The organism is Acaryochloris sp. 'Moss Beach' (assembly GCF_021497025.1).
GTDB lineage: Bacteria > Cyanobacteriota > Cyanobacteriia > Thermosynechococcales > Thermosynechococcaceae > Acaryochloris > Acaryochloris marina_A.
The window spans coordinates 5,518,633-5,540,369 of the sequence record NZ_CP071717.1 but is presented as its reverse complement, the minus strand read 5'-3'; the positions used below and the strand labels follow the sequence as shown (position 1 = coordinate 5,540,369).

Annotated in this window: 17 protein-coding genes; 4 read left to right on the top strand and 13 right to left on the bottom strand. The window is 45.5% G+C overall.

The window, feature by feature from the left end; translation table 11 throughout:
- Positions 1-4: 4 nt before the first annotated feature.
- The 3 genes from HRE53_RS25890 to HRE53_RS25880 all read right to left on the bottom strand — a co-directional run bounded on the left by HRE53_RS25890 (position 5) and on the right by HRE53_RS25880 (position 3,399).
- Complete coding sequence (locus HRE53_RS25890) at positions 5-1,231, bottom strand: MBL fold metallo-hydrolase (RefSeq protein ID WP_212665981.1); 1,227 nt, start codon at positions 1,229-1,231, stop codon at positions 5-7.
- Between the two features lie 509 nt (positions 1,232-1,740).
- On the bottom strand, positions 1,741-2,808 hold the full coding sequence (gene hemE / locus HRE53_RS25885) for a uroporphyrinogen decarboxylase (RefSeq protein WP_235108512.1): 1,068 nt from the start codon (positions 2,806-2,808) through the stop codon (positions 1,741-1,743).
- A gap of 117 nt (positions 2,809-2,925) precedes the next feature.
- Positions 2,926-3,399: a Fur family transcriptional regulator gene (locus HRE53_RS25880; RefSeq protein ID WP_212665979.1), complete on the bottom strand. Its 474-nt coding sequence runs from the start codon at positions 3,397-3,399 to the stop codon at positions 2,926-2,928.
- A gap of 226 nt (positions 3,400-3,625) precedes the next feature.
- Here HRE53_RS25880 and HRE53_RS25875 point away from each other — a divergent pair, with 226 nt between their 5' ends.
- Positions 3,626-4,111 (top strand): CRR6 family NdhI maturation factor, encoded by a 486-nt coding sequence (locus HRE53_RS25875; protein ID WP_235108511.1) that lies wholly within the window; start codon positions 3,626-3,628, stop codon positions 4,109-4,111.
- A 3-nt stretch (positions 4,112-4,114) separates the two neighbouring features.
- On the opposite strand, the gene HRE53_RS25870 is transcribed toward HRE53_RS25875, so the two are convergent.
- The 9 genes from HRE53_RS25870 to HRE53_RS25830 all read right to left on the bottom strand — a co-directional run bounded on the left by HRE53_RS25870 (position 4,115) and on the right by HRE53_RS25830 (position 16,475).
- The gene (locus HRE53_RS25870; RefSeq protein WP_212665977.1) at positions 4,115-4,324 is read right to left on the bottom strand and encodes a hypothetical protein; all 210 of its coding nucleotides are present in this window, start codon (positions 4,322-4,324) and stop codon (positions 4,115-4,117) included.
- 48 nt (positions 4,325-4,372) lie between these two features.
- Positions 4,373-5,857: a glutamate synthase small subunit gene (gltD, locus tag HRE53_RS25865; RefSeq protein ID WP_235108510.1), complete on the bottom strand. Its 1,485-nt coding sequence runs from the start codon at positions 5,855-5,857 to the stop codon at positions 4,373-4,375.
- Positions 5,858-6,366: 509 nt separating this feature from the next.
- Positions 6,367-7,542: an IS4 family transposase gene (locus HRE53_RS25860; RefSeq protein ID WP_396133407.1), complete on the bottom strand. Its 1,176-nt coding sequence runs from the start codon at positions 7,540-7,542 to the stop codon at positions 6,367-6,369.
- 38 nt (positions 7,543-7,580) lie between these two features.
- Positions 7,581-7,757 carry a transposase DNA-binding-containing protein gene (locus tag HRE53_RS25855; protein ID WP_212661557.1) on the bottom strand — a complete coding sequence of 59 codons (177 nt, stop codon included), beginning with the start codon at positions 7,755-7,757 and terminating at the stop codon, positions 7,581-7,583.
- A gap of 86 nt (positions 7,758-7,843) precedes the next feature.
- Positions 7,844-9,118: an ATP-binding protein gene (locus HRE53_RS25850; RefSeq protein ID WP_235108508.1), complete on the bottom strand. Its 1,275-nt coding sequence runs from the start codon at positions 9,116-9,118 to the stop codon at positions 7,844-7,846.
- A 172-nt stretch (positions 9,119-9,290) separates the two neighbouring features.
- The gene (locus HRE53_RS25845; protein ID WP_235108507.1) at positions 9,291-14,276 is read right to left on the bottom strand and encodes a PAS domain S-box protein; all 4,986 of its coding nucleotides are present in this window, start codon (positions 14,274-14,276) and stop codon (positions 9,291-9,293) included.
- A gap of 142 nt (positions 14,277-14,418) precedes the next feature.
- A complete protein-coding gene (locus tag HRE53_RS25840; protein WP_255801502.1) occupies positions 14,419-15,291 on the bottom strand; it encodes a hybrid sensor histidine kinase/response regulator in 873 nt (290 codons plus the stop codon).
- 46 nt (positions 15,292-15,337) lie between these two features.
- A complete protein-coding gene (locus tag HRE53_RS34585) occupies positions 15,338-15,478 on the bottom strand; it encodes a hypothetical protein (protein WP_255801501.1) in 141 nt (46 codons plus the stop codon).
- A 22-nt stretch (positions 15,479-15,500) separates the two neighbouring features.
- A complete protein-coding gene (locus tag HRE53_RS25830; RefSeq protein WP_235108506.1) occupies positions 15,501-16,475 on the bottom strand; it encodes a histidine kinase dimerization/phospho-acceptor domain-containing protein in 975 nt (324 codons plus the stop codon).
- A 765-nt stretch (positions 16,476-17,240) separates the two neighbouring features.
- Between HRE53_RS25830 and HRE53_RS25825 the strand changes: the two genes are divergently transcribed.
- Entirely contained in the window at positions 17,241-17,477 is a 237-nt protein-coding gene (locus HRE53_RS25825) for a hypothetical protein (RefSeq protein ID WP_235108505.1), read from the top strand.
- A 103-nt stretch (positions 17,478-17,580) separates the two neighbouring features.
- On the opposite strand, the gene HRE53_RS25820 is transcribed toward HRE53_RS25825, so the two are convergent.
- Positions 17,581-18,882, bottom strand: coding sequence for an ABC transporter substrate-binding protein (locus tag HRE53_RS25820; protein WP_235108504.1), 1,302 nt, complete (start codon positions 18,880-18,882; stop codon positions 17,581-17,583).
- Positions 18,883-19,078: 196 nt separating this feature from the next.
- Between HRE53_RS25820 and HRE53_RS25815 the strand changes: the two genes are divergently transcribed.
- Together HRE53_RS25815 and HRE53_RS25810 are read left to right on the top strand one after the other, a co-directional pair.
- Positions 19,079-20,344: an inorganic phosphate transporter gene (locus HRE53_RS25815; protein ID WP_235108503.1), complete on the top strand. Its 1,266-nt coding sequence runs from the start codon at positions 19,079-19,081 to the stop codon at positions 20,342-20,344.
- 552 nt (positions 20,345-20,896) lie between these two features.
- The gene (locus HRE53_RS25810) at positions 20,897-21,703 is read left to right on the top strand and encodes an SDR family oxidoreductase (protein ID WP_235108502.1); all 807 of its coding nucleotides are present in this window, start codon (positions 20,897-20,899) and stop codon (positions 21,701-21,703) included.
- Positions 21,704-21,737 lie beyond the last annotated feature (34 nt).

Below are 21,737 nucleotides of genomic sequence, written 5' to 3'. Positions count from 1 at the left end.
ATGCCTAGAGATCAATGATGGTTTCTGCCCTAGCCAGCTCAAAATTTAGCCCTGTCTGTTTACTTTTTCGTTGTAATGTTTCATCGAGCCAATTGCGCTCCGACCAGTCACGGTTTGGATCATGATGGCCAATGTAGGTCTGTTTGACCCGACATCGTGTGGCCATATCCAATACATCTTCAATGCAGCTATGCCCCCAATCTAATCGTGAAACACCATGGGGAGAGCCAACACCTAGGTCTCCGTCATACTCAACTCTTAAAAATTGACCATCCCGATACAAAATATCAGCATCCATGCTGTGTTGGCATAATCGTTCTTCAGCCTCTAAGCTAGCGATTTGTAATGGATGATCGGACTCTTGACCTCGGCGGAGCTCATGATCAGTACAAAAAATAAAGACTTTGCCGCCCCGTTCAACTCGATAGGCTAAGCAAGGGCTGGGGTGAAACACTTCGAAGGGCTGTAGAATCGTCTCACCAAGATGAATGGGATGACCTAGGTCTTGATATTGGTCGACAAATTTGTCTGGGGTATCCGCAGGTGGATCAACCTGAAAATCTCGAATCTCCCAAGAATGAAACTGCGCAGGCATCAATTCATAACTTAGGGGCGTTTGTACCCCTTTGAGCCGATAATCCACCTGGTGAGAAAAGATGCCTAATATTTGATCGAGCGCTTGGAGATATTGGCGATTGGCATAGACATGAATATGGTTACGAGGGTCAAAGCAAACGGCGGCCTGGTCAAATCCTTCAGTATGGTCAAAGTGAGAGTGGCTTCCAAATATATAGAGGTGACGGTTAATTCCTGAGGGATGGTCTGTGGAGAGCAAAGATTGTTCTTTCTCCTCTGTTTCCCACTTCTGCATAATGTCCTTGGCACAAATCCGAAATCCAGTGCCGCAGTCCAAAACGATATCGTATTTATCTGCAGTTTCTATCCGGATACAGGTCGTCCAACCTCCATAAATGCGTGCTTGAGAAAATTCCAAACGGTTTCGATAGGCTGCAAGAGTTGCTTTATTGAGGGGGCCACCCAGTAGTTCTTCTACGGTCGTATTTAAACGACCATCTGGCCCAGCCCGTTTTTGTAGATCTTCAAATACCTGCTTGAGTAAATCTTGATCCGTCAGGGCTTGATAAGCCCTTCGTTCTTGAAAAGAAGGGTAGATTGAGCCACTTCCTTGCACACCATAAAAGTGAATTCTCAGATTTTCAATATCGCTCATGGCCGTAGTTTATCCAGATGGCACTGAGGGTTTGGATGAAAGACTGTTCTTAGTCTGGAGGGTATAGGAAAAGGATGCTAGCAATTTATATTCGGCCCTAACTTATCGAGAGATTATTTCAGATCTCAGTCTTTAAGTCAGGACAGGAGTACAAACTTGCATCCTAATCTAAGACCTCTAGGCTTCAAGAGAGCCCATCAGCATCCACAGAATTTACTTTCATTGTATTGAAACTTACTCAATATTTGGAGAGTACTTTACTCATTTAAGTCCTCTAGAATTTCGAAGATGAATGATTCGCTTCCAGTATTTAAGGTGTGCTTTTGGCCAGGATATAAGCCGTATAGGGTCCTCTCAATTTTTCAACGATTGTTTGTCTGGTAGCCATAGGCATGGTTGGGTAAGTCTGGCTATGACTAAAAAATCAGAGAGCAAGAAAAAATCTTGCTCTCTGGTAGTAGATGGTTAATATCAGCCCGACATCGAGCTTTTTCTAAGATTTTAAGGTTCTAAGCAGGAACAGCTAACAACTGATCAGCTTGCTTAACCGTTTCAAAGAAAAAGGCAGCATTTTCTTCTGGTGTAGTTGGTAGAATGCCATGACCGAGGTTCATGATGTGGCCTTTATTGCCAGCTTTGCGAATCGTATCTAAAATGCGATCGCGAATGAAATCCTGAGACCCAAATAGCACGCCCGGATCCATATTCCCCTGCACATGCAGGTTTGGCCCTAAGCGCCTACGGGCATCTGCCATATCTACGGTCCAATCCACACTAATGATATCTGCACCAGCCTGAGCCATCCGCTCTAGCAAGCCAGCACTACCGCTAGCCAAGAGAATTAAGGGGGTATCCGGGTGAGTTTCTTTCACCTGACGAAAAACCCGTTGTTGGTAGGGAAGAGCAAAGGTTTCAAAGTCAATGGGACTCAGTTGACCGGCCCAAGAATCAAACATTTGAACAACCTGTGCACCACAATCAATTTGGTGACACATATAGGTTGCGATCGCATCCGAGATCTTCTCCAAAAACGCATGAAGAATGGCCGGATCATCAAAAGCCATTCCCTTAATAATGGAGTAATGCTTGGAGCCTTTACCTTCTATCGCATAGGCCGCTAAAGTCCAAGGCGCACCCACAAATCCTAGAACCGTCGATTGATTACCCACTTCTTGCCGCAGGGCAGTTAAAATTTGGCGAATAAACGGTAATGACTCATCCGGTTCCAAAGCATGGAGATGATTCACCTGTTCCATGGTTCGGATCGGATCTTCGATGATCGGTCCCTTACCTTCAGCAACATCCATTTTGATGCCGATTCCAGGCAATGGCGTAACAATATCAGAAAAGAGAATTACCCCATCCGGCTGAAAGGAGCGCCAAGGCTGTAGGGAGATCTCGATCGCCACCTCAGGAATCTCAGAGCGTTCCCGAAAAGAAGGATACTTTTCTCGCAGGTCTCGGTAGGCCTTCATATATCGACCCGCCTGTCGCATCATCCATACGGGGGGACGATCCAATACTTCCCCACGGGCAGCCCGCAAAAGACGTGGGACATCTTGGGTAGATCCAGCCATCTGTACGTTTTACTCCTAACTTAGTCAAAGGCAAGGGAACCCAATTACATCCATCACTTAATCCGAAAGCAATGGGTACCCTACCGCTTCAATCTGCTTGCTGGATCTAGTTTAGGATTAATTGGCTACATTTTTTGGATTTGAGTGGCGGTAAGCAAAGAAGTCTACCCGATAATCTGAAATCGTTACGCCTGCCCGCTCCTCGATTTGAGCAATCAATTCCGGGGGTAATTCAACTTGAATATCAATAATTTGATCGGTATCTAGACAATTAATATGGCTATGAGAATGACTTAAGTTGCCATATAAGCGTCCATCTGATCGCTCCACACATTCAATAATTCCTTGTTGGGACAAAGCCTCTAAATTCTGGTAAACCGATGTATGGCCAATCTCTTTACCCACCTGATTCAACCGATCATAGATTTGTCGAGCAGAGAGATGTTCTTCTCCTTGCCAAAGCAACTCCAAAATAGACCGCCGTTGCCGACTCAGCCGCATGCCCAAACTTTGGCATTGGTCAATCGCCTCTTCTAGGGAAGTGATTGGTTTGGCGGGGGTTTCAGGCTCAACGTCCAACACTCGGTACATCCCAACACTAAACAACGATTTCGAGCTTTAATGGGTCAAGGTAAACCTAAACAAACAAAATTAAGTCAAGCTGGATATCATCTGTGTTTGACAGCCAGTCATACTCAACTCAAGCCAAATAGCACAGACGGAACTGAGCCGCATTGCCATTCTTCTCTATCATACCTAAACCCGAACCGATTCCGTTTTATCGCCCTTTCACACCCCTTTCAAACTGATCCAGACTATGACCGAAACGATTGCCATCAACGCGACTCATATTGACAGCCTAGACTTATCCCCCATCCGTCCTCTTTTGGAAACTTGGCTTACCAAAAACATTTTGGCCCATGAGCAAGAAGTAAAATTTCAAATTGACTATCCCCAACCGGCTGATGCCCAGCAAGAATGGTCCGAGATCCCAGAAGTGCGCTTATGGTTTATTCGCTTAGACAGTCTTTATCCTTGGTTACCGTTACTGCTGGACTGGCGTTCTGGTGAATTAGTCCGCTATGTTGCCATGCTCGTTCCTCACCAGTTCAGCAAAAAAGAAGGCATTCTCTTCAATCCCCAAGCCTTAGATATTTTAATGATGCATAAGGTCTTCGTGATCACCCGCTGGCTCCGATCCTTAGGGCATGATAGTAATGCCAAAGTCATACAAATGGCGGAGATGTTTGGCTATGAGCTGGACAACACCATTTTTGATCTGATCCAAGCTCATCCTGACTAAGGACTAGTAACTATCACCATCGCTAGCAGTTTGCAGCCCTAGCTGACGATTGGCTTGGTTGAGACGCTCTGCAATGGCTTCTCGCCATTGCAAACTTACCTCGGGGTCCGCCAAAATATCTTGAGCCATCTGACGATATCGTGCGCTACTCACTTTATCGACTTGCTCAAGCAAATTGAGATTGTCATAAACGGTTTGTGGAGAAGGTTTCATGTCGTACTAACAGTTGAGGACAGTCATTCTCTAAAGCCAACACTATAACTAGGGCAAATCAGTTTGCCCCATTAGGTAGCGATCGCATTCCCGAGCCGCCCCTCGACCTTCATTAAACGCCCACACCACCAGGCTTTGGCCTCGACGGCAATCTCCCGCTGCAAACACCCCTGGGAGACTAGTCGTATATTGCTCATACTCAGCTTTGACATTACCCCGAGGATCGAGGTCTAAGTCCAAAGAATCTAGCAGTGGCTGTTCTGGCCCTAAAAAGCCCATTGCCAGCAGCACCAGTTGAGCTGGAATTACTTTTTCAGACCCAGGCACGTGAACAGGCGTAAACCGACCTTGCTCATCCTTTTCCCAAGCCACTTGTACGGTGTGGAGGGCTTTTACATGCCCCTGTTCATCCCCTTCAAAGCGGGTCGTCATCGTCAAATAGCCCCTTGGATCATCCCCAAAGATAGCAGCAGCCTCTTCCTGGCCATAATCAAGACGATAAACCTTTGGCCATTCAGGCCAAGGGTTATTAGCAGCTCGCTCCTGAGGTGGTTTGGGCATAATTTCTAGCTGCACTAAACTCTTGCAGTTGTGGCGAATGGAAGTCCCCACACAGTCTGTACCGGTATCTCCACCACCAATGACGACCACATCTTTGCCCTGGGCTGAAATCACCTGGTCATTCAAACTTGGATCCATTACTGCTTTAGTATTGGCCGTCAGAAAATCCATTGCAAAGTGAATGCCCTGCAAATTCCGACCTTCAATAGGCAAATCACGGGGACGAGTAGAACCTGTACATAGAACAACAGCATCAAAATCCTTCAACAAGGAGTCAGCGGTCAGATCTTTGCCAACTTCGGTATTACAAACAAACTTCACCCCTTCTTCTTCTAGTATTTGGATACGGCGCATGACCACCTGCTCTTTCTCCAACTTCATGTTGGGAATGCCATAGGTCAACAAACCGCCAGGTCGATCGGCCCGCTCCAGCACCGTCACCCAATGACCAGCCTTATTGAGCTGGGCGGCAGCACATAATCCTGCAGGCCCTGAACCCACCACAGCAACCTTTTTGCCGGTGCGTTTTTCCGGAGGTTGAGGAGTAATCCACCCCTCTTCCCAGCCTCTATCAACAATGGTCTGCTCAATATTTTTGATGGTTACGGGAGGATTTGTTATCCCCAGTACACAGGAGCCTTCACAAGGTGCTGGGCAGACTCGACCGGTAAATTCTGGAAAATTATTGGTCTTATGGAGTCGATCGAGAGCCTCTCGCCACAGTCCTCGATACACTAAATCATTCCATTCCGGGATCAGATTATTAATAGGGCACCCACTAGCCATATTGCTAATAATCGTCCCGGTATGGCAAAACGGTGTACCACAATCCATACACCTTGCGCCTTGGTCACGGAGACGATCTTCGGGTAAATGCTGATGGAATTCATCCCAATTTTTAATCCGTTCCAGCGGGGGACGATCCGTTGGAATTTCGCGAACGAATTCAATAAAACCAGTAGGTTTACCCATAGTCGTGTCTAAAGTAAATAGTCTTGAGCCAGTAAGCGCCATCGAGATCTTAGCTTTCACCCTTTCACTAACGAATCGGGACGCCAAGATTCTTATTTTTTTCTCCAGACCTCTATAAAGTCAAGGGGATGTGCTGTATTCAATAACTTAATCTCTATTAATTAGATCGAGACATAAGATCACAATTATTCCCTGATCGCCCCTAATAGAAGGAAAATAGGAACGACAAAGCGATCGCATTTCAAGAAGTCCACCCATTCAACCCCCGCACTATCAACCCCAAAAAGTCGATGGTGCATAATTATTGGTAAACCTGTAAGCACTTACGCCACAGACATATGAGCCTTCAGGTAAACACAGTATCATTCAAGATATCTTACCGGTTGCCTTGAAAAAAGTTCTAAAATCTCAAAAAGTAGGTCACGCATATCCTTGGCCAGGGTTGTTTTACGTTACTTCGTAGGGAAATTAGAGCTAATCATTCAGATTTCAAAAGCTGACTTTTCCTGCTAAGTCTCCTGGGTAGCTAACAGCCAGCCTTCAATCAGGTCATTGAGCTTCGCCCACCCTTTCCACAGGACTTGAATTCCAATCGGTGTGTTTCGACGATGCTCCAGATATCCCCCGAGTCGTGCAACTGCTTGAACAGCCCATGCCACCGTTAATGTTTTAGGTACCTTCGGGGTCTTGGCAATGAGAACTTTGATCTGTAAAGGCGTGAGGACATCTTGTGCAGGTAATTGAGGTTGTGTTCGTTCTAAATAAGTCACACGCAACAGCTCTACAGCAGTGATACACAGGAATCCCAATAAGGTTTTCATTCCCTCAGATGCCAACCGATATCGCTCCACCTGAGTGCCCGATTTTAGAACTTTGTGATACTCCTCAACTCGCCAACGGTAGGTGTACCAACGCAAACTGGTTTGGGCCATTTCTACTGTTGTCACGACTTCACTAGTGAGCAACATCCATGACACTGGTTCTTCCCCTTCAGGTGGGGCTACTTCTGTTGCATAGACAGCGTAAACCTGAAGGGGTTGACTGGCAGCTAGTCGGGCTGGTCTTTGAAGTTCAACAAGACAACATCTCACAGCTAACTTAGCCGTGCGCGCACTCCGGCCTTTCGTTTTAGGTAAGTCAATCTCATACTCGAACTGAACACTCTGGGCTTCCAGCTTTTCCCACAGGCGATTAGGATCGTGTTCTAGACAACGATTATGAGAGGCTCTAACCACGAGTCCCGTATTGTCTAGGGTATTGAGTCGTTCAAAGACTTCAGCAATGTCTCCTTCTCGGTCAAAGACATGAATGATACGAGTTGAAGGACCCACAGCTTTCTCCACTGCGTGCAGTGCTTCCACCCAACGATAGGATTCTTTTTCCTCAAATAGACGCTCCCGAGCAGTTTTACGCGCTTTGGTCTGACGTTGCTTCTTTGGTCGGGACGTTTCATTCTTCGGGGGCTTGGGGCGATGCTGACGATTCCACACTTTTTGCCATAACAAACCCAAGGGTTGGCCCTGCTCAGGGTCAACGGCTAAGGCACTATGGAGTAATAATCCATTCCCCCCTCTGCCTTGGGGACCATAGCCTTGGCGCTTCTGCTTGATACCTTCATAGTCGAGGAAGGTGGTGTCGCCAACACTCAAGGTCATCTCTTGCGACGATACGCTACAAGCGGTCATAGAACAATGAGGAGAAAGAATCTTAGCGAAGCTGGTTTTCACATTTGCGAAAACTCGTAAGACCGTTTGAGGGCTTTCCCAGTCTCAAATACGGTCGATAGGGCTTGACCAAATTTCTCGCTCAGAGAACGACCGATACTGAATGCACGGTGATTCAATCGTTGATCACCCAACTCACAGGTTCCAAAATTTTGCTCATAACGCTCTGGACTCATTAGATGCTCCCTGGGTATCACTGCACTTACTTTAACCAAGGCTGAGACTAAGGGCTACAAATACCACCCACTAAGCACTGGAAGACTTAGCAGGAAAAGTCAGATTTCAAAAGCTCTTGAGGCAAAGAGATCAGGAACTTAGTTCCTTTGCCAGCCTGGCTATCCACTTTAATCTTGCCCGAGAAGGACTGAGTAACGAGATTATAGACAATATGTAATCCAAGCCCGGTCCCACCGCGATCACGGGCAGTCGTATAAAAAGGCTCGAAAATCTTGCGTTGTTTCTCTGGCGGAATACCACAACCATCATCACTGTAGGTGAGTTGTAGCCCCTGAAATCCCTTCTGAATATCCATCTGCATAAGCCCTGGTTCAGAAGGTTGATAGGCATGGGTTAGGGAATTAGTGACCAAATTGGTAACAATTTGGGCAAGGAGCCCAGGGTAGCTAGTAATTACAAGGGAATCATCTCCGGTTAAAAGTAATTGATGCTTGCTATTTTTGAGTTGAGGTCTCAAGCTATTGACCACCTCTTGCAAATAAGATTTGACATTAAATTCCCGTTGTTCCTGATGAGATTGGTCAACTGCAACAAGCTTAAAACTACGCACTAGATCTCCAGCTCGATGTAAATTGCTGAGGACTAATTTGGAGCTACTTTTTGCTACGTGGATATAACGGCTAAAGACAGACCGTTTAACTTGTCCTTGTTCCACTGCCTTCAGAAAAGTTTGGGTCTCATCGGCTAAGGTCGAGGCAGCCGTGATACTTGTGCCAATAGGCGTGCTGATCTCATGGGCAACGCCAGCTACTAAATTCCCTAAAGCTGCCATTTTCTCGGACTCTATCAGTTGGCTCTGGGTATTTTTCAATTGGTCGATCGTTTCAGTCAGGGTTTTTTCTGTGGTGATTCGCTGTTCAATCTCAGCTTTCAGCTGATTATTTTGAGTTTGCAATGTTTGATTCAATGCATATAACTGGAGGTGAACTTTAACTCTTGCAAGTAGCTCATCTACGTAAATAGGTTTAGTGACATAGTCAACCGCTCCTACTTCTAAGCCTTTAACTTTGTCATTGTTAGACGTCAGGGCCGTCATAAAGATAACGGGAATTGGTTCTGTTTTGGGATTAGCTTTCAAGCGTCGGCAGGTTTCAAAACCATCAATATCTGGCATCAACACATCTAGGAGGATGATGTTGGGCTGAGCATAGGCAGCCCGTTGTAAACCACTCTCCCCCGAACGCGACACTAAAATAGTGGCACCAAAACTTTCGAGGGCCGATACTGCAACTCCCAGATTATTAGGATTGTCATCAATGATTAATAAGGTGTAGTTGCGAAAATCTATATCGCCAGACATCAGAGACACACCAGATAAAACAAATCATTCAAAGAAATCTGCACTGTCGGAATGCATTAGTTAGAAAATCTTCAGCATCAACTAGGCTTAAGCACATTAATATTGGGCATTAACCAGGAGAAACCTAGACTAATCCTCTAATATAAACCCAGATAAGACAATATTTGTGGAGCTACTCCTGGGGTAAATATTGTCGGAGAAACGTCATGATTTTTTCATCTTCAAAATCCTGAGCTAGAGAGATTAATTGATTAGCAAAGGGCGCTAACTGTTGTTTTGAGGTTACCAGGCTAGAAGCCTCTCGACGCATTTGGGTCATGTTTCCAAGCATGGCTAGTTCATACAGCTGCTGTAAACAGTTTTGATCAGGGACAACAAGCACTGGTAGATCACTATTGTTTGTTGTTGATTGAGCAGTCGCACTCAAAGCAAAATTCCATTCCAACTGTAAATACTCAGCCAGCAGAGTATACAGAGTCATCTCTTCTATAGGTTTAGGGATAAAAGCATTACATCCAGCATCTTGGCTATGTTGTTGATCCACTGCTTGCACACTAGCAGAAATCGCGAAAATAGGAATGTTCTCAAATTCAGGAATTTGCCGTATTTCCTTAATCATTGCCCATCCGTCTTTGTTAGGCATGACTAAATCACTAAGGATAAGCTCTGGTTTACACTCAATCGCTTTTTCTAGGCCTTGTTGCCCATCTTCTGCCAACTCTAGGATAAAGCCAAGAGGTTCTAGCATAGATACCAAAACAGACCGATTGACCGCGCTATCATCAACAATTAGTAGTCGGCGTGGGGGACCAGTATATCCAACAATGGGGCCACCGACTGTCTGCACTGGGACAAGTTGTTCCGAGGATCCAAATGGAACGGAAAACCAAAATATAGAGCCTTTCCCTACGCAACTTTCAACTTGAAGTGTTCCTCCCATCAGTTCAACCAGTTGGCGAGATATGGATAGTCCCAGCCCTGTCCCCTCAGCTCGGCGATGAAGTTCTCCAACTTGCTCAAAGGGGTGAAAAATCTGCTCAATTTGGTCTGGAGAAATTCCAATTCCTGTATCGGCTATGGCGAATTTAAGTATGACTTGCTGGGACGTTCGTTGCTCAATCTCTACAAATAAAGTGACTTGACCTTGATCTGTAAACTTAATGGCATTACTCAACAGATTAAGTAGGATTTGACGTAGGCACTTCTTATCGGCCTGAATTCCTTGAGGAAGAGCGTCAGCCGGCTGATAGACAAACTTGATATTCTTTGCTTGCACCCGCATTTGAGCGAGGTTCACAATACTCTCTAATAGGGATGGCAAATGAATATCTGAGGTATTTAGCTCTAGTTTCCTGGCCTCGATTTTGGCAATATCGAGGATGTCATCAATGAGAGTCAAGAGATGTTCACCACTTTGGTGAATGATATTTAATGCTCGTTGGTGGTGAGGCAAGATATGGTGGTCGCGCTTGAGAATCTGAGCGTACCCCAAAATGCCATTCAGGGGAGTTCGTAATTCGTGACTCATATTAGCAAGAAAGTCACTTTTAGCTCGATTGGCCGCGTCTGCTGTTTCTTTGGCAGCCTGGAGTTCTTTCGTTCTGCAGGCAACCCGATGTTCAAGCTCTTCGTTGACTTGCTTCAATGCCTGTTCAGCTTGTTTGCGATCGCTAATATCTTCGTAAGTCCCTAAAATACCGACCGTGTTATCAAAAGGATCCTTTAAGGGGATTTTGTTGGTGTCAGCCCAAATGGTGTCATTGTGCTCTGGGTTGAAAACCTGCAGTACATGTAGTTCAGGAATACCAGTAGATAATACCAGCTCATCATTTTGTTGGCTGGCAGCAAGATGATGATGGGGATGTGCGAATGCATCATCCGTTTTGCCAATGACCTGCTTGGGAGCCTCCAACCCCATAGCTGCAGCAAAATTTTGGTTACACCCTAAATAAATAGAATCATGGTCTTTCCAATAGATGATCTGGGGAATGTTGTCAATCACGAGGCGAAGCAGCTGTTGAGATTCCCGCAATTGATTTTCAGTCCGTTTGCGATCACTAATATTAGTAGAAACCCCTCCTATGGCATACACTCGGCCCTGAGGATCTAAGACCGGAAATTTATTAGCGATATAAGTGTGACGGCTACCATCCGCATGGGTCACTACTTCTTCTATCGATTGGGGATGACCTGCGGCTATGATACTACAGTCATTTTCTCGCAATTTTTCTGCAATTTTTTTTGAAAAAAAGTCAAAGTCAGTCTTGCCTAAAGACGTTTGGGGATCAATACCGAATAAATCTCCTATAACCCGGTTAAAGATCAGATATCTTCCCTCTAAATCCTTCAAGTAAATTGCCGCAGAAGAGTTGTCAATCACTGCTTGCAGTTGCTTTTGACTTCGCCGGAGAGCATCTTCTGAGACTTGCCGTTCCATTTCGGCCCCCACCCGAGTTGCAAACAACTGGAGTACAAACTCCAAATTACTGGTATCGATGGGTAAGGGCTTTGTGTCGATAATCCCTAAATTGCCTAAGATTTCTCCCTGGGAGTTTTTAATCAGGCAGCTAATATAACTTTCTCCCTGAGGAGATAAGTTTTTTGAGAGAGTAGGAAATTTAGTCGCAAGAGAATTCGGGACACAAAACCATTCATGTCGATAGGTTTCCAAATAAGGAGTGTCGGCTAAATCTAAATCATAAGGGGTGGCAAAACTATCCCCGGTCCACATGGCCAAGACTTGGGATTGAGTCCAGGCATCATCCTTTATTTTGGCGACAAATGCGTAGTTCACCCGAAAGATATCTGCAAGATACTGGACACAAGATTGATAAAAATCTGCACCCGTTTTATCTGCTGTTCCTTTAACGATCGATTCAATTGCATTTTGCTGCTGCTTTCGACGCGAGATATCACTCAAAGTTGTAATCAAAACTGGATTCCGCTTGAGAGCAACCTTTCTAATTCGGATCTCTACGGGCAGAGAGTCTGTCGGATTCTGGAAATTTTTGGCCATGTCTTCAAACTGGAGGCTAATTCCCTGGCTCGCCTGTTGAAAATGCTGCTGAAATAGCTGAAGAGATCCTTCGGAGACCAAATCAGCCAGATTCATCTGCAAGATCTTTTCTCTCGTTAAGCCATGGATATCTAGGGTGCGCTGGTTGACATCAAGCAGCTCTCCCTGGAGAGTATGAATATAAATACCGTCATAAGCGGTATTGAGAATAGTTCGTAAATCTTGTTGAGACTGTCTCAAAGCTAGGGTGCGGTTGCGAACGTGTGCTTCTAGTTCTGAATTAAGCTGCTCCAGCGCTTTAATTCCTTGCAGTCTTTCTAATTCTGCGCCTGCCCTAGCACCAAAGATTTGCAAAATGGAATAAGCAAAATCTCCGTCTGGAATGGGAGAAGAACTTAAGCAACATAAGACTCCGATGGGCTTCCCCTCAGAGTCTTGCAGAATATAACCAATGTAACTCTCGGCTTTCAGGTAGACCAAGTCTGGATCTTCAGGAAAGGTGGCCTGCACCCCCTGTTCACAGCAATAGGCACCATCCCGCAGGGTAATTTCACAAGGGGTATGTGAAACGGGGTAGATCACATTTGGCTGCATTTTGCCATCGGCAAAGAAGGCCAGGGTGGATAGGGCCTCTCCAACTACCTGAGACAGCATCACTTCGGACATATTGAGAGTGGAAGCAATTTCTTGGACCAAGACTTGGAAGAAATCATCCCCTGTGACCTTGGAGGTCCCTTTAAACAAACCTGATAAAGCCAGCTCTGCTCGCTTGCGATCGCTGACATTTCTGATCAAAGCTAAAACTTGCTGCTGTTCAGAGGGGAGTAATCGAGCCTCATAATATTGAGTTACATCATTCCTGGAAAGAGAATACTCAATCTGTTGAATCTGTTGTGACTCTAAGACAGCCGTCAAAGCCGTTAGGAATTGCTTAGAGACCTCTTCAGGCAAAATTGACTGAATTTGCTTCCCCAAAAAGGCTTCAGGCTGATCAAATGGATTGTCTTGATGATGTCCTCCTTTAAAGCCCAATAGTGTTCCATAGCTATTTACACGCAGAAGCAAATCGGGAAACGTATCAAAAATGGCCTGTAACTCAGCATTGGAGCGCAGAATCTCGGATGATATTTCCTGCTGTTGTGACCGACTTTGCTGCTGTTCTAAAGCAAGATCGGCGAGATCAATCGCAATATCAATAAATTTTTGCTCATGTTCTGTAGGGACTCTGGATGTTTTGAAATAAACTGCCATTACCCCGACGACCTGGACTTGACTATCTAAAATAGGAAAGGACCAACAGGACTGAAACCCTTTTTCAATAGCAATTTGTTCTGCTGTTGTTAGGGGTGAATAGGTGGTGAGCTCTGAGATAATAGGTTCCTTCGAAAAGGCAGCTCGGCTAATGGTTCCACCTGTATCTGAAGCTTCAATCCCATCGACTGTATTGATAATCTCTGGTGGTAAATGAGGGGCAACCCCCAGACGGAGATAGTTCCAGGGATCTACTCGAAGAATTGTGCCCTTGCCCCCTAACAAATGGCATTCAAGACTATCTATAATCGTCTCTAGCACTTCTAGGGTAGAGGTGCCAGTGGCGAGTTGTTTGAGAATAGTAGTCTGAGCATCTTGCCAGCTCTCAGCGTAGGCTTGATGCGTCACATCTCGACTCACCATCAGAATTTGATCTGGCTGGGCAAAGGAGAAAGATATTTCAGCAATAAACGCTTCACCTCCTTGGCGTTGGGCGTAAACCTCACCTTGCCAACTCTGTTCTTCAAATAATATTGAAAAGACATCCGTTTCTATTCGTCGGGCTTCTTCTTGGGAATAGAGCACTTGCCAAGGTTTTCCTAGCAATTGTTCTAGTGCTGAATAGCCAAATAGGTGCAAATGCTGAGGATTAACGTAAGTGATACATCCGGATTCGCACAGTGCGATCGCATCCGGTGCAGCATCAAAAATAGAATATTGATGAGCATCTAGGCGGTTGCCGGCAAGGCCTGAATGAGCAGTATCTGAGGGCGCAATTTGTTGTTCTAATTGATGACAATACTCGATTAGATCCTGCTGTAAAGAGCCCGATTCAACCAAAATCTGAGTTAAAGTGCTGAGGAGTTGTTGATGGCCATTTAGATTCATCATCGTTCCCTGGCAGAGCTACTCATCTCAGCATACCCTCCTCTCTTTATCTGCCCTCACTTCCAGAAAATCTGCTTCCCAGATAGAAAAACTGACAAAAAGAGAATAATACGGTTGTATCCATGAAATTCGACCTAATTTAGAGTCATTGTACTGACGATCCAACCAAAGGCTCTATTAACTGAATAATGATATCAAAGCGAAAGTTATCAGATAGGGACAGCAATTGTTTTCGAATCCCCTCATGCCCTGTGGGTAATTCGGCTAACAGGTGGGCCGTGCGATTCGGATCAAGGCTCAAAGCCGCATCATAGAGATGCTGAAGTTGCTCCCTTTCAATAAACTCTAGCTGTTCCGAAGTCAGAGGAGACAACACTTCAGGCTGTAAGGGACCCTCTCCATCATAGAGATATTCAATACCTAAATGAGTGGCCAGTTTCTCAAAAATCTCGGATTCTTGGAACGGCTTGCGCACAAAATCATCAAAGCCTAAGGCCAAAGCTTTTTCTTTATCTTCTTCAAACGCAAAGGCTGTGAGTGCCACAATCACCGGAGTTGGCGCAGAACTATCGGCTTTAATCTGCTCAGTCGTTTCATAACCATCCTGCCCATCCATCCGGATATCCATCCAAATCAGATGAGGATGCCAATCTAGCCACTTTGAAATAGCAGCCTCGCCACTATAGACAGCCTGAGCCTCAAATCCTACTATCCCCAGTAGCTTAGTCAGGAAACTACAATTATCAGGCTGATCATCCACAACTAAAATACGGTAGGTTGGCTGATTAGGAGCCAGACTTGTTACCTTAGCTTTTTCAACTAAGGGTGTCTTCACGCAGGCTTGGGCCTGCTCTACTGGAACAGAAAATTTAAAACAACTTCCTGCACCTAGAGAACTTGTAACCGATAAATCCCCCCCCATCAATGATACAAATTGATGGCTAATCGCTAACCCCAAACCCGTTCCTTCGTCCACGATGCTACGGGCCTGTTCTCCTTGAATAAAGGGGTGAAAAATATGTTCTAACTCTTTCGCCGAAATGCCAGGACCAGAATCTCGGACTTCAAAAATTCAGCCAGTAGTGAGGGGTAAGAGGGAGATGAGGTCCCTCATTCAGCCTTGATGGCTCGACTGCAGTTTGATGAATCCGAAAGGTTATATGTCCTTGTTCAGTAAATTTAATCGCATTGCTCAACAAATTCATCAGAACTTGGCGAAGCTTACCTTCATCCGTGCGCACATAATGGGGGCAAGTCTGATCCCCATTCCAACTGATAATCCAGACCTTTATGTTGGGCTTTTGTTGTCCAAATATCTTTTAATGTTTTCAATAATTCATGAAAACTAAATGTATCAATATTCAGAACCACCTGTCCCGAGTCAATGCGGGATAAATCCAAGACATCATTAATGAGTACTAATAAGTGCTTGCCGCAGCGATTAATGGTTTCTAACTCTTTGGTAAAAGCCTGGAGTTGAGGCTCTCGTGCTAACAGTTGGGTATAGCCCAAAACGGCATTCAGCGGTGTTCGCAACTCATGACTCATATTTCCCAAGAAAACACTTTTTGCCTGATTTGCCTTGACCGCCTGCTGCTTGGCAATGGTTAAAGCCTGGTTTTGAGCAATCAATTCTTGTTGTTGTCGTTCAATTTTTTGGTTAGCCACGATTTGTTGACTGTAAAGGGTGTCTAACTCTTTATTCGTTGCATCTAAAGTCACCAAATCTCGATAGGAGCGCAAGGTTGTAATGACCGTTGTCAGTAACCGTTGTCGCGTGAGATCAATTTTTAAGCGATAGTCATTGATATCGTAATCTCGAATGACATCAAGTTCAGGAGCTTCGCCCGGTTGTCCCGTCCTCAAGATAATTCGGATGATCTGATTATTTAAGGTCGTGCGAACATACTTCACCAACTCTAGCCCAGCTTGGCTGGTTTCCATCACTACATCTAGCAGTAGCAAAGCAACATCAGGATGGTCCTGCAAGACCGTTCGTGCCTCAGTCCCAGAATAGGCAGACAGCAAATTTAACGGCCTATGTTCAAATTCAAAGGAACCACAAGCAAGAATGGTTGCTTCATGAACCTCTGGATCATCATCAACAATCAGAACTTTCCAAGCAGGTAAAACAGAAGTATTTGCTTGCTCAACGCACTCACTGGGATCGTCTTCAATGACAAAGATAGGTGCATCAGGCATGAGACTATCATCTAGATTGTACATTTCCCTGAACCAATCACCTGCACGTTAGTTGGACCATACAGCACCAACACTCTCATGGAAATAAATTAAGGTAGTTAGAACTAGCTTTGGTTTAAAAAGAAGTTCTTCAAACTCACTTGGGGCGAATCTATTATTCCCAATATCTATTTGATTCTACCGTAATCACAAACAAGGTTATGTTTAACATCAACTAAGGCGCAAAGCATTAACTTTATCAACAATTCAACGAGCATTCATCAGGGCTATGCATGTAACTTGATTTTTACCTGAGAAACCCAGCGTTAATCGAGAAAATAATGGATCAATCTAGTCTATCTACCCCGCCATAAAAGGTGTGATTTTTTGGTCTTAGTATCCACTTCTATGAGTAATGCAATGAACCCTGTGGTTAGCCCATAATGGCTTGAGTCACAACGGTCTCTCATACGCTGAGTTCCCAGACTCATCTCAAATCGAAACGACTGAAACGCTCACTTTGGACGAATAATGGGCATCCTAAGTATGGAATGATAAGTGACAGGGCAATATTCGGTATGTTGCTAATTGATCAGGTAGACCTGGAAGCAAGAGGAATTTCATGCCAAGGGGTTTCAGAATTTATTTTTTTTAGATAAATGTTTTCAGAAGGGGCAAACTTTTGAGAACTCTCAACGGGAAAAAGCAATTGCTTCCTGTCGCCAAATGCTAGATGCTGGCTTGATGAGCTTAATCGTAAATTATCAGAGCCATTTCACAATTTGGGTGGAATCTGAGTTGGATGGAGTCGCTCCGTCTTCATCTACCAGTGGGGATTCTTCGACCGCACCGTCACCTCATCCGACTGAAGCAGAAACCAATCCATCAGATTGGAATTATAAGCAAATGATGACCAAGCTCAATGAGCCGATTAATATGAAAACGGTGATGGCCAAATTGAATGAGCCTATTAGCTTTAAGTCAATTTTTTCCAAAGCTGAAAAATCCCAATCCTCAGAGTAAATCAATCAGTTTCAACCACTCAATGTTCTGCACCATAGTGACAAAAGACTCGATCGTCTTCTATCACTATGACTGAAATAAACGGATAGATTTTCAGGAATGATTACTCGGACGGTTGGACCTGGCCGATGACATTGAGCTTGCCATCATCCTTAACGGTCCATACATCATAAACCCCTAAGACATCTCCATTCTCATCAATATCGACGTTCCCACTGGCCCCTTGATAGTTGATCTCTTCACCTTTCTCTAGGAGTTTTAAGGCTTCACAAACATCCGTCGTTTCAGTTCCTGGACCGTTGGCAACATTACGAAGCTTGGCTGCGATCGCATCTCCGGAATTAGACTTGGCGGCCTGGGCTGCCAGTAACACTAGGGCTGTTGCATCCCAACTTTGAGGAACATAGGCGGGTGGGGCTTCGTTCTTCTTTGATTTCCAAAGTTCCGTCAAGGACTCTAGGGCATTCCCATCTGCGCCTGGCACGGTTCCTATCGCTCCAGTGATAATAAACTTGCCATCGCTGGTTTTACCCACTTGAGTCGCAAATTCATCAGACTTGACTCCATCCGTCAGCATCACCTGTACCCCTTCCATCAGGCCCTGTTCGTAAGCCGCTTTCAAAAGTAGGGCTCCAGTTTCTGGATAGAGAATGGCAATCACAGCTTCTGGTTTATTGGCAAAGGCTGCTGCAGCTTCTGTGTCAAAGGTGGTGGCTTTGGGGTCATACCGAGTGGGTTTGGCTTCATTGATCACCGTGCCCCCTAGTTTTTTAAAGGACTTTATAAATTCTTGCTCAAAGCTAACGCCATAGTCGTTATTGATGGAGACAGTAGAAACTTTCTGGAAGCCTTTTTCCTTAGCGAGTTTGGCAAGGGCACGGGCTTGGTAGGTATCGGGAGGTGCAGTTCTCGCCCAATATTGGGTATCACCATTCTTAAAGTCTCCATTTTGAGCACGACCCGTAAATTCGGTACTGGTACTCCCTGGGGAAATGAGGAGAATCTTGTTGCGAACCGCAACATCAACAGCCGCTTGAGAAACACTACTCGCAAAAGATCCCACGACAGCAGTCACTTTTTTAACTTCGACTAAATTGGTCATCGCCTGACTGCCCTTCGTAGGATCAGTCTCATCATCCTCAGACGTCAGTTCAACGGGCTTGCCATTCACACCACCACAGGCATTCACCGTATCTACGAGCAAGGGCACCGCATCAATCATCGGCGCCCCTAACGGAGCTAAGTCTCCTGTCGACGGTAAGAGTGAGCCAATTTTTAAGCCCTCGCCATTGGGGGCATTGCCCCCGACTTGACAGGCACTCAGCAATAAAACAGAAGCTAAAGCGGTAAACCGACGTAGTTGGCGAGGGTTTAAGGCCTGGAACAATGCTTTAGGGTTATTCATGATGTATTCTTTTGATCCTCACCCGGTAGAGTCTTTCCGTTATCAATCGAATGGTATATCGCTGATGACGTTAAGTCTAAATTAAATCAGCAAATTCAATGGGTTTGGGAAAAAGGGATTGATACCTAGGAAGCGGATGAATCCTGAAATCTCTTGAGTTTTTGAGCATCCCCAAGCATCTTCAATAGGTTGGGCCATGGTTTATATTCTCTTCGTGAGTGGGTTGGCATTTTATTTAGCCTGGAATTTAGGGGCCAATGATGTCGCTAACGCCATGGGCACATCGGTGGGATCAAAAGCCATTACCCTCCGGCAGGCTTTGGTGATTGCTGGGATTCTTGAATTTACTGGGGCCATTGTGTTTGGCCGCCAAGTCATCAATACCCTGACCCGTGGGGTCGTGGATGCCCAAGCCTTTGCCAATACACCTCAAACCTTGAGTTTAGGAATGATTTCGGTGCTGATGACCTGTGGGTTATGGCTGCAGATTGCGACTTGGCGAGGCTGGCCCGTGGCCTCTTCCCATGCCACGATTGGGGCGTTAGCAGGATTCAGTATTGTGGCTTTGGGGACATCGGCTGTGCGGTGGTCTATGTTAGGGGTTATTTCCCTTTCCTGGTTGCTGACCCCGGTGGTGAGTGGTGGGATTGCGGCCTTGATTTACCGCCTGATTTCCCAGGGGATTTTGCAATCCTCCGATCCACTGCGCCAGCTGAATGAATGGATTCCCTGGTTGAGTACTGGGTTGGTGAGCATCTTTGGAGTGATTGTCTTACCTCAAGTCACCCATCCCATCCACCAAGTCTTCCAGGCTCGATGGCACTGGAATCTGCCTGAACAAGATCTTGCGATCGCAGTGGGTATTGCTGCAATCCTCACTCTGACCATCTGGAGTTGGCAAAAACTTGCTCAACATCCTCCTTCAGCAGACTCAGCGAGAAACCAGGCAACCGTCGAAAATCAGTTAGCACTCTTTCAAGTCTGTAGTGCTTGCTTTGTCGCCTTTGCCCACGGATCTAACGATGTTGGCAATGCCGTCGCTCCCCTGGTAGTCGTCACAGCTATTTTTACAACTCAGGCAATACCCACTGCCGGAGCAGCGGTTCCATTGTGGATCATGGTTCTGGGTGGACTGGGGATTGTGGCTGGATTAGCCATTTCAGGGCAAAAAGTGATGACCACCGTTGGCGAAGACATTATTCCCCTCCAGCCCAGCAGTGGTTTTTGTGCTGAATTGGCAGCAGCCACGACCATTCTTCTCGCTTCTCGCTGGGGACTGCCTGTCTCTACCACCCATGCCTTAGTGGGTGGAGTAATTGGCATTGGCTTATCGCAACGGGGACAGACGATTCAATGGGCCACTCTGGGGCAAATTGCGGGAGCTTGGGGTCTTACTTTGCCCATTTGTATGGGATTAGGAGCACTTTTGTTCTCTGGATTACAGTTCCTCGCGGGATTGTAGCCTGGATGGCCTCCTCAGAAATGGATGATAAATCTCCGCTATTCTCAGATTCAACGAGAGGCAATATCTCACTTAATCTGTCCCTGAGTGATTGCAGGTACTTCTGCTAGGAATGCTCTCCAGTGGTACTCAATCTGAGAATTATATGTACTTATGTTAATGCAATAAGAATATTATAAAATTTATTGCAGTTAGTTGATTAAGTTGCTAGCTTATGCATATAAAGAATTCGATTTCTTCTTGAATATGTTGAGCAGAATGAAAGGCTTGCAAAATGTAATCTTCAGCACATAATTAATACATTTGCACTCATCTTAAGCTTGAAGCGTTGATTGCAATACTTCAAGTGAGGATGACGATTAGTTTTGCAATTATGCAATATTTTTCTCAGAAAAGATTTTAATTTTTTACTACTTCGTTTTCACAGATTGATTAACAAGCTATTTTCGCCTCAATCCACTCATTGACCTATCCTGTCGAGCGCTTAAGGATATTGCTTCAGTGAAGGGATAAATCTGCCCATTGTCTGACCATTGTGTCGGGAGGTATCCCATGAAAATACAAGGAAAAACCGCACTCATTACAGGTGCATCCCGAGGGATTGGCCGTGCGATCGCACAAGAGTTAGCCCAGCAAGGAATAGAAAAAGTCATCCTTGTGGCCCGTAATCAAGCCCACCTACAGCAAGTCGCCATAGAAATAGAAGCACTGGGCACCCAAGCAGTTGTTCTTCCCCTGGATCTGACTCAGACGGTGGAGGTGAATATTGCCATCGCCCAGACCTGGAAGCAGCATGGTCCCATTCACTTACTGGTGAATTGTGCTGGGGTGGCTCATCAGGCCCCTTTCCTGCAAACCAAGCTCCCCAAAGTGCAGGAAGAGCTTTCTCTCAACTTAATGGGAATTTACACCATGACTCAGGTCCTGGCGCGACGCATGGCCAGTAAGAAGGAAGGACGCATCGTCAATGTTTCTAGTCTTATGGGCAAAATAGGTGCCCCAACCATGGCCACTTACTCCGCTACCAAGTTTGCGATTTTGGGTTTTACCCAGGCTCTGCGCACTGAGCTAGCTGCCCATAATATTAAAGTCACGGCCCTGTTGCCTTCTCTCACAGAAACAGATATGACTCGCAATACCCAACGGTTTCGCTGGGTAGCAGCAATGACCCCCGAGAAAGTGGCTAAGGTCTTAGTCAACAGTCTGGCCAAGGAATCCCCAGAAATTCTGGTGGGCTGGCAAAGTCACTTAGCCGTTTTGGGCAATCGCTTTGCTCCCAGGCTCTTAGAGTGGTGGCTCCAACTCACTGCTCCCCGGTCTGAACAACCCAAGAAATCTATCTGGAGTCGCGGTTACTAATTTTGCAGGTCAGTGGGCAATTGTATTATTGCCC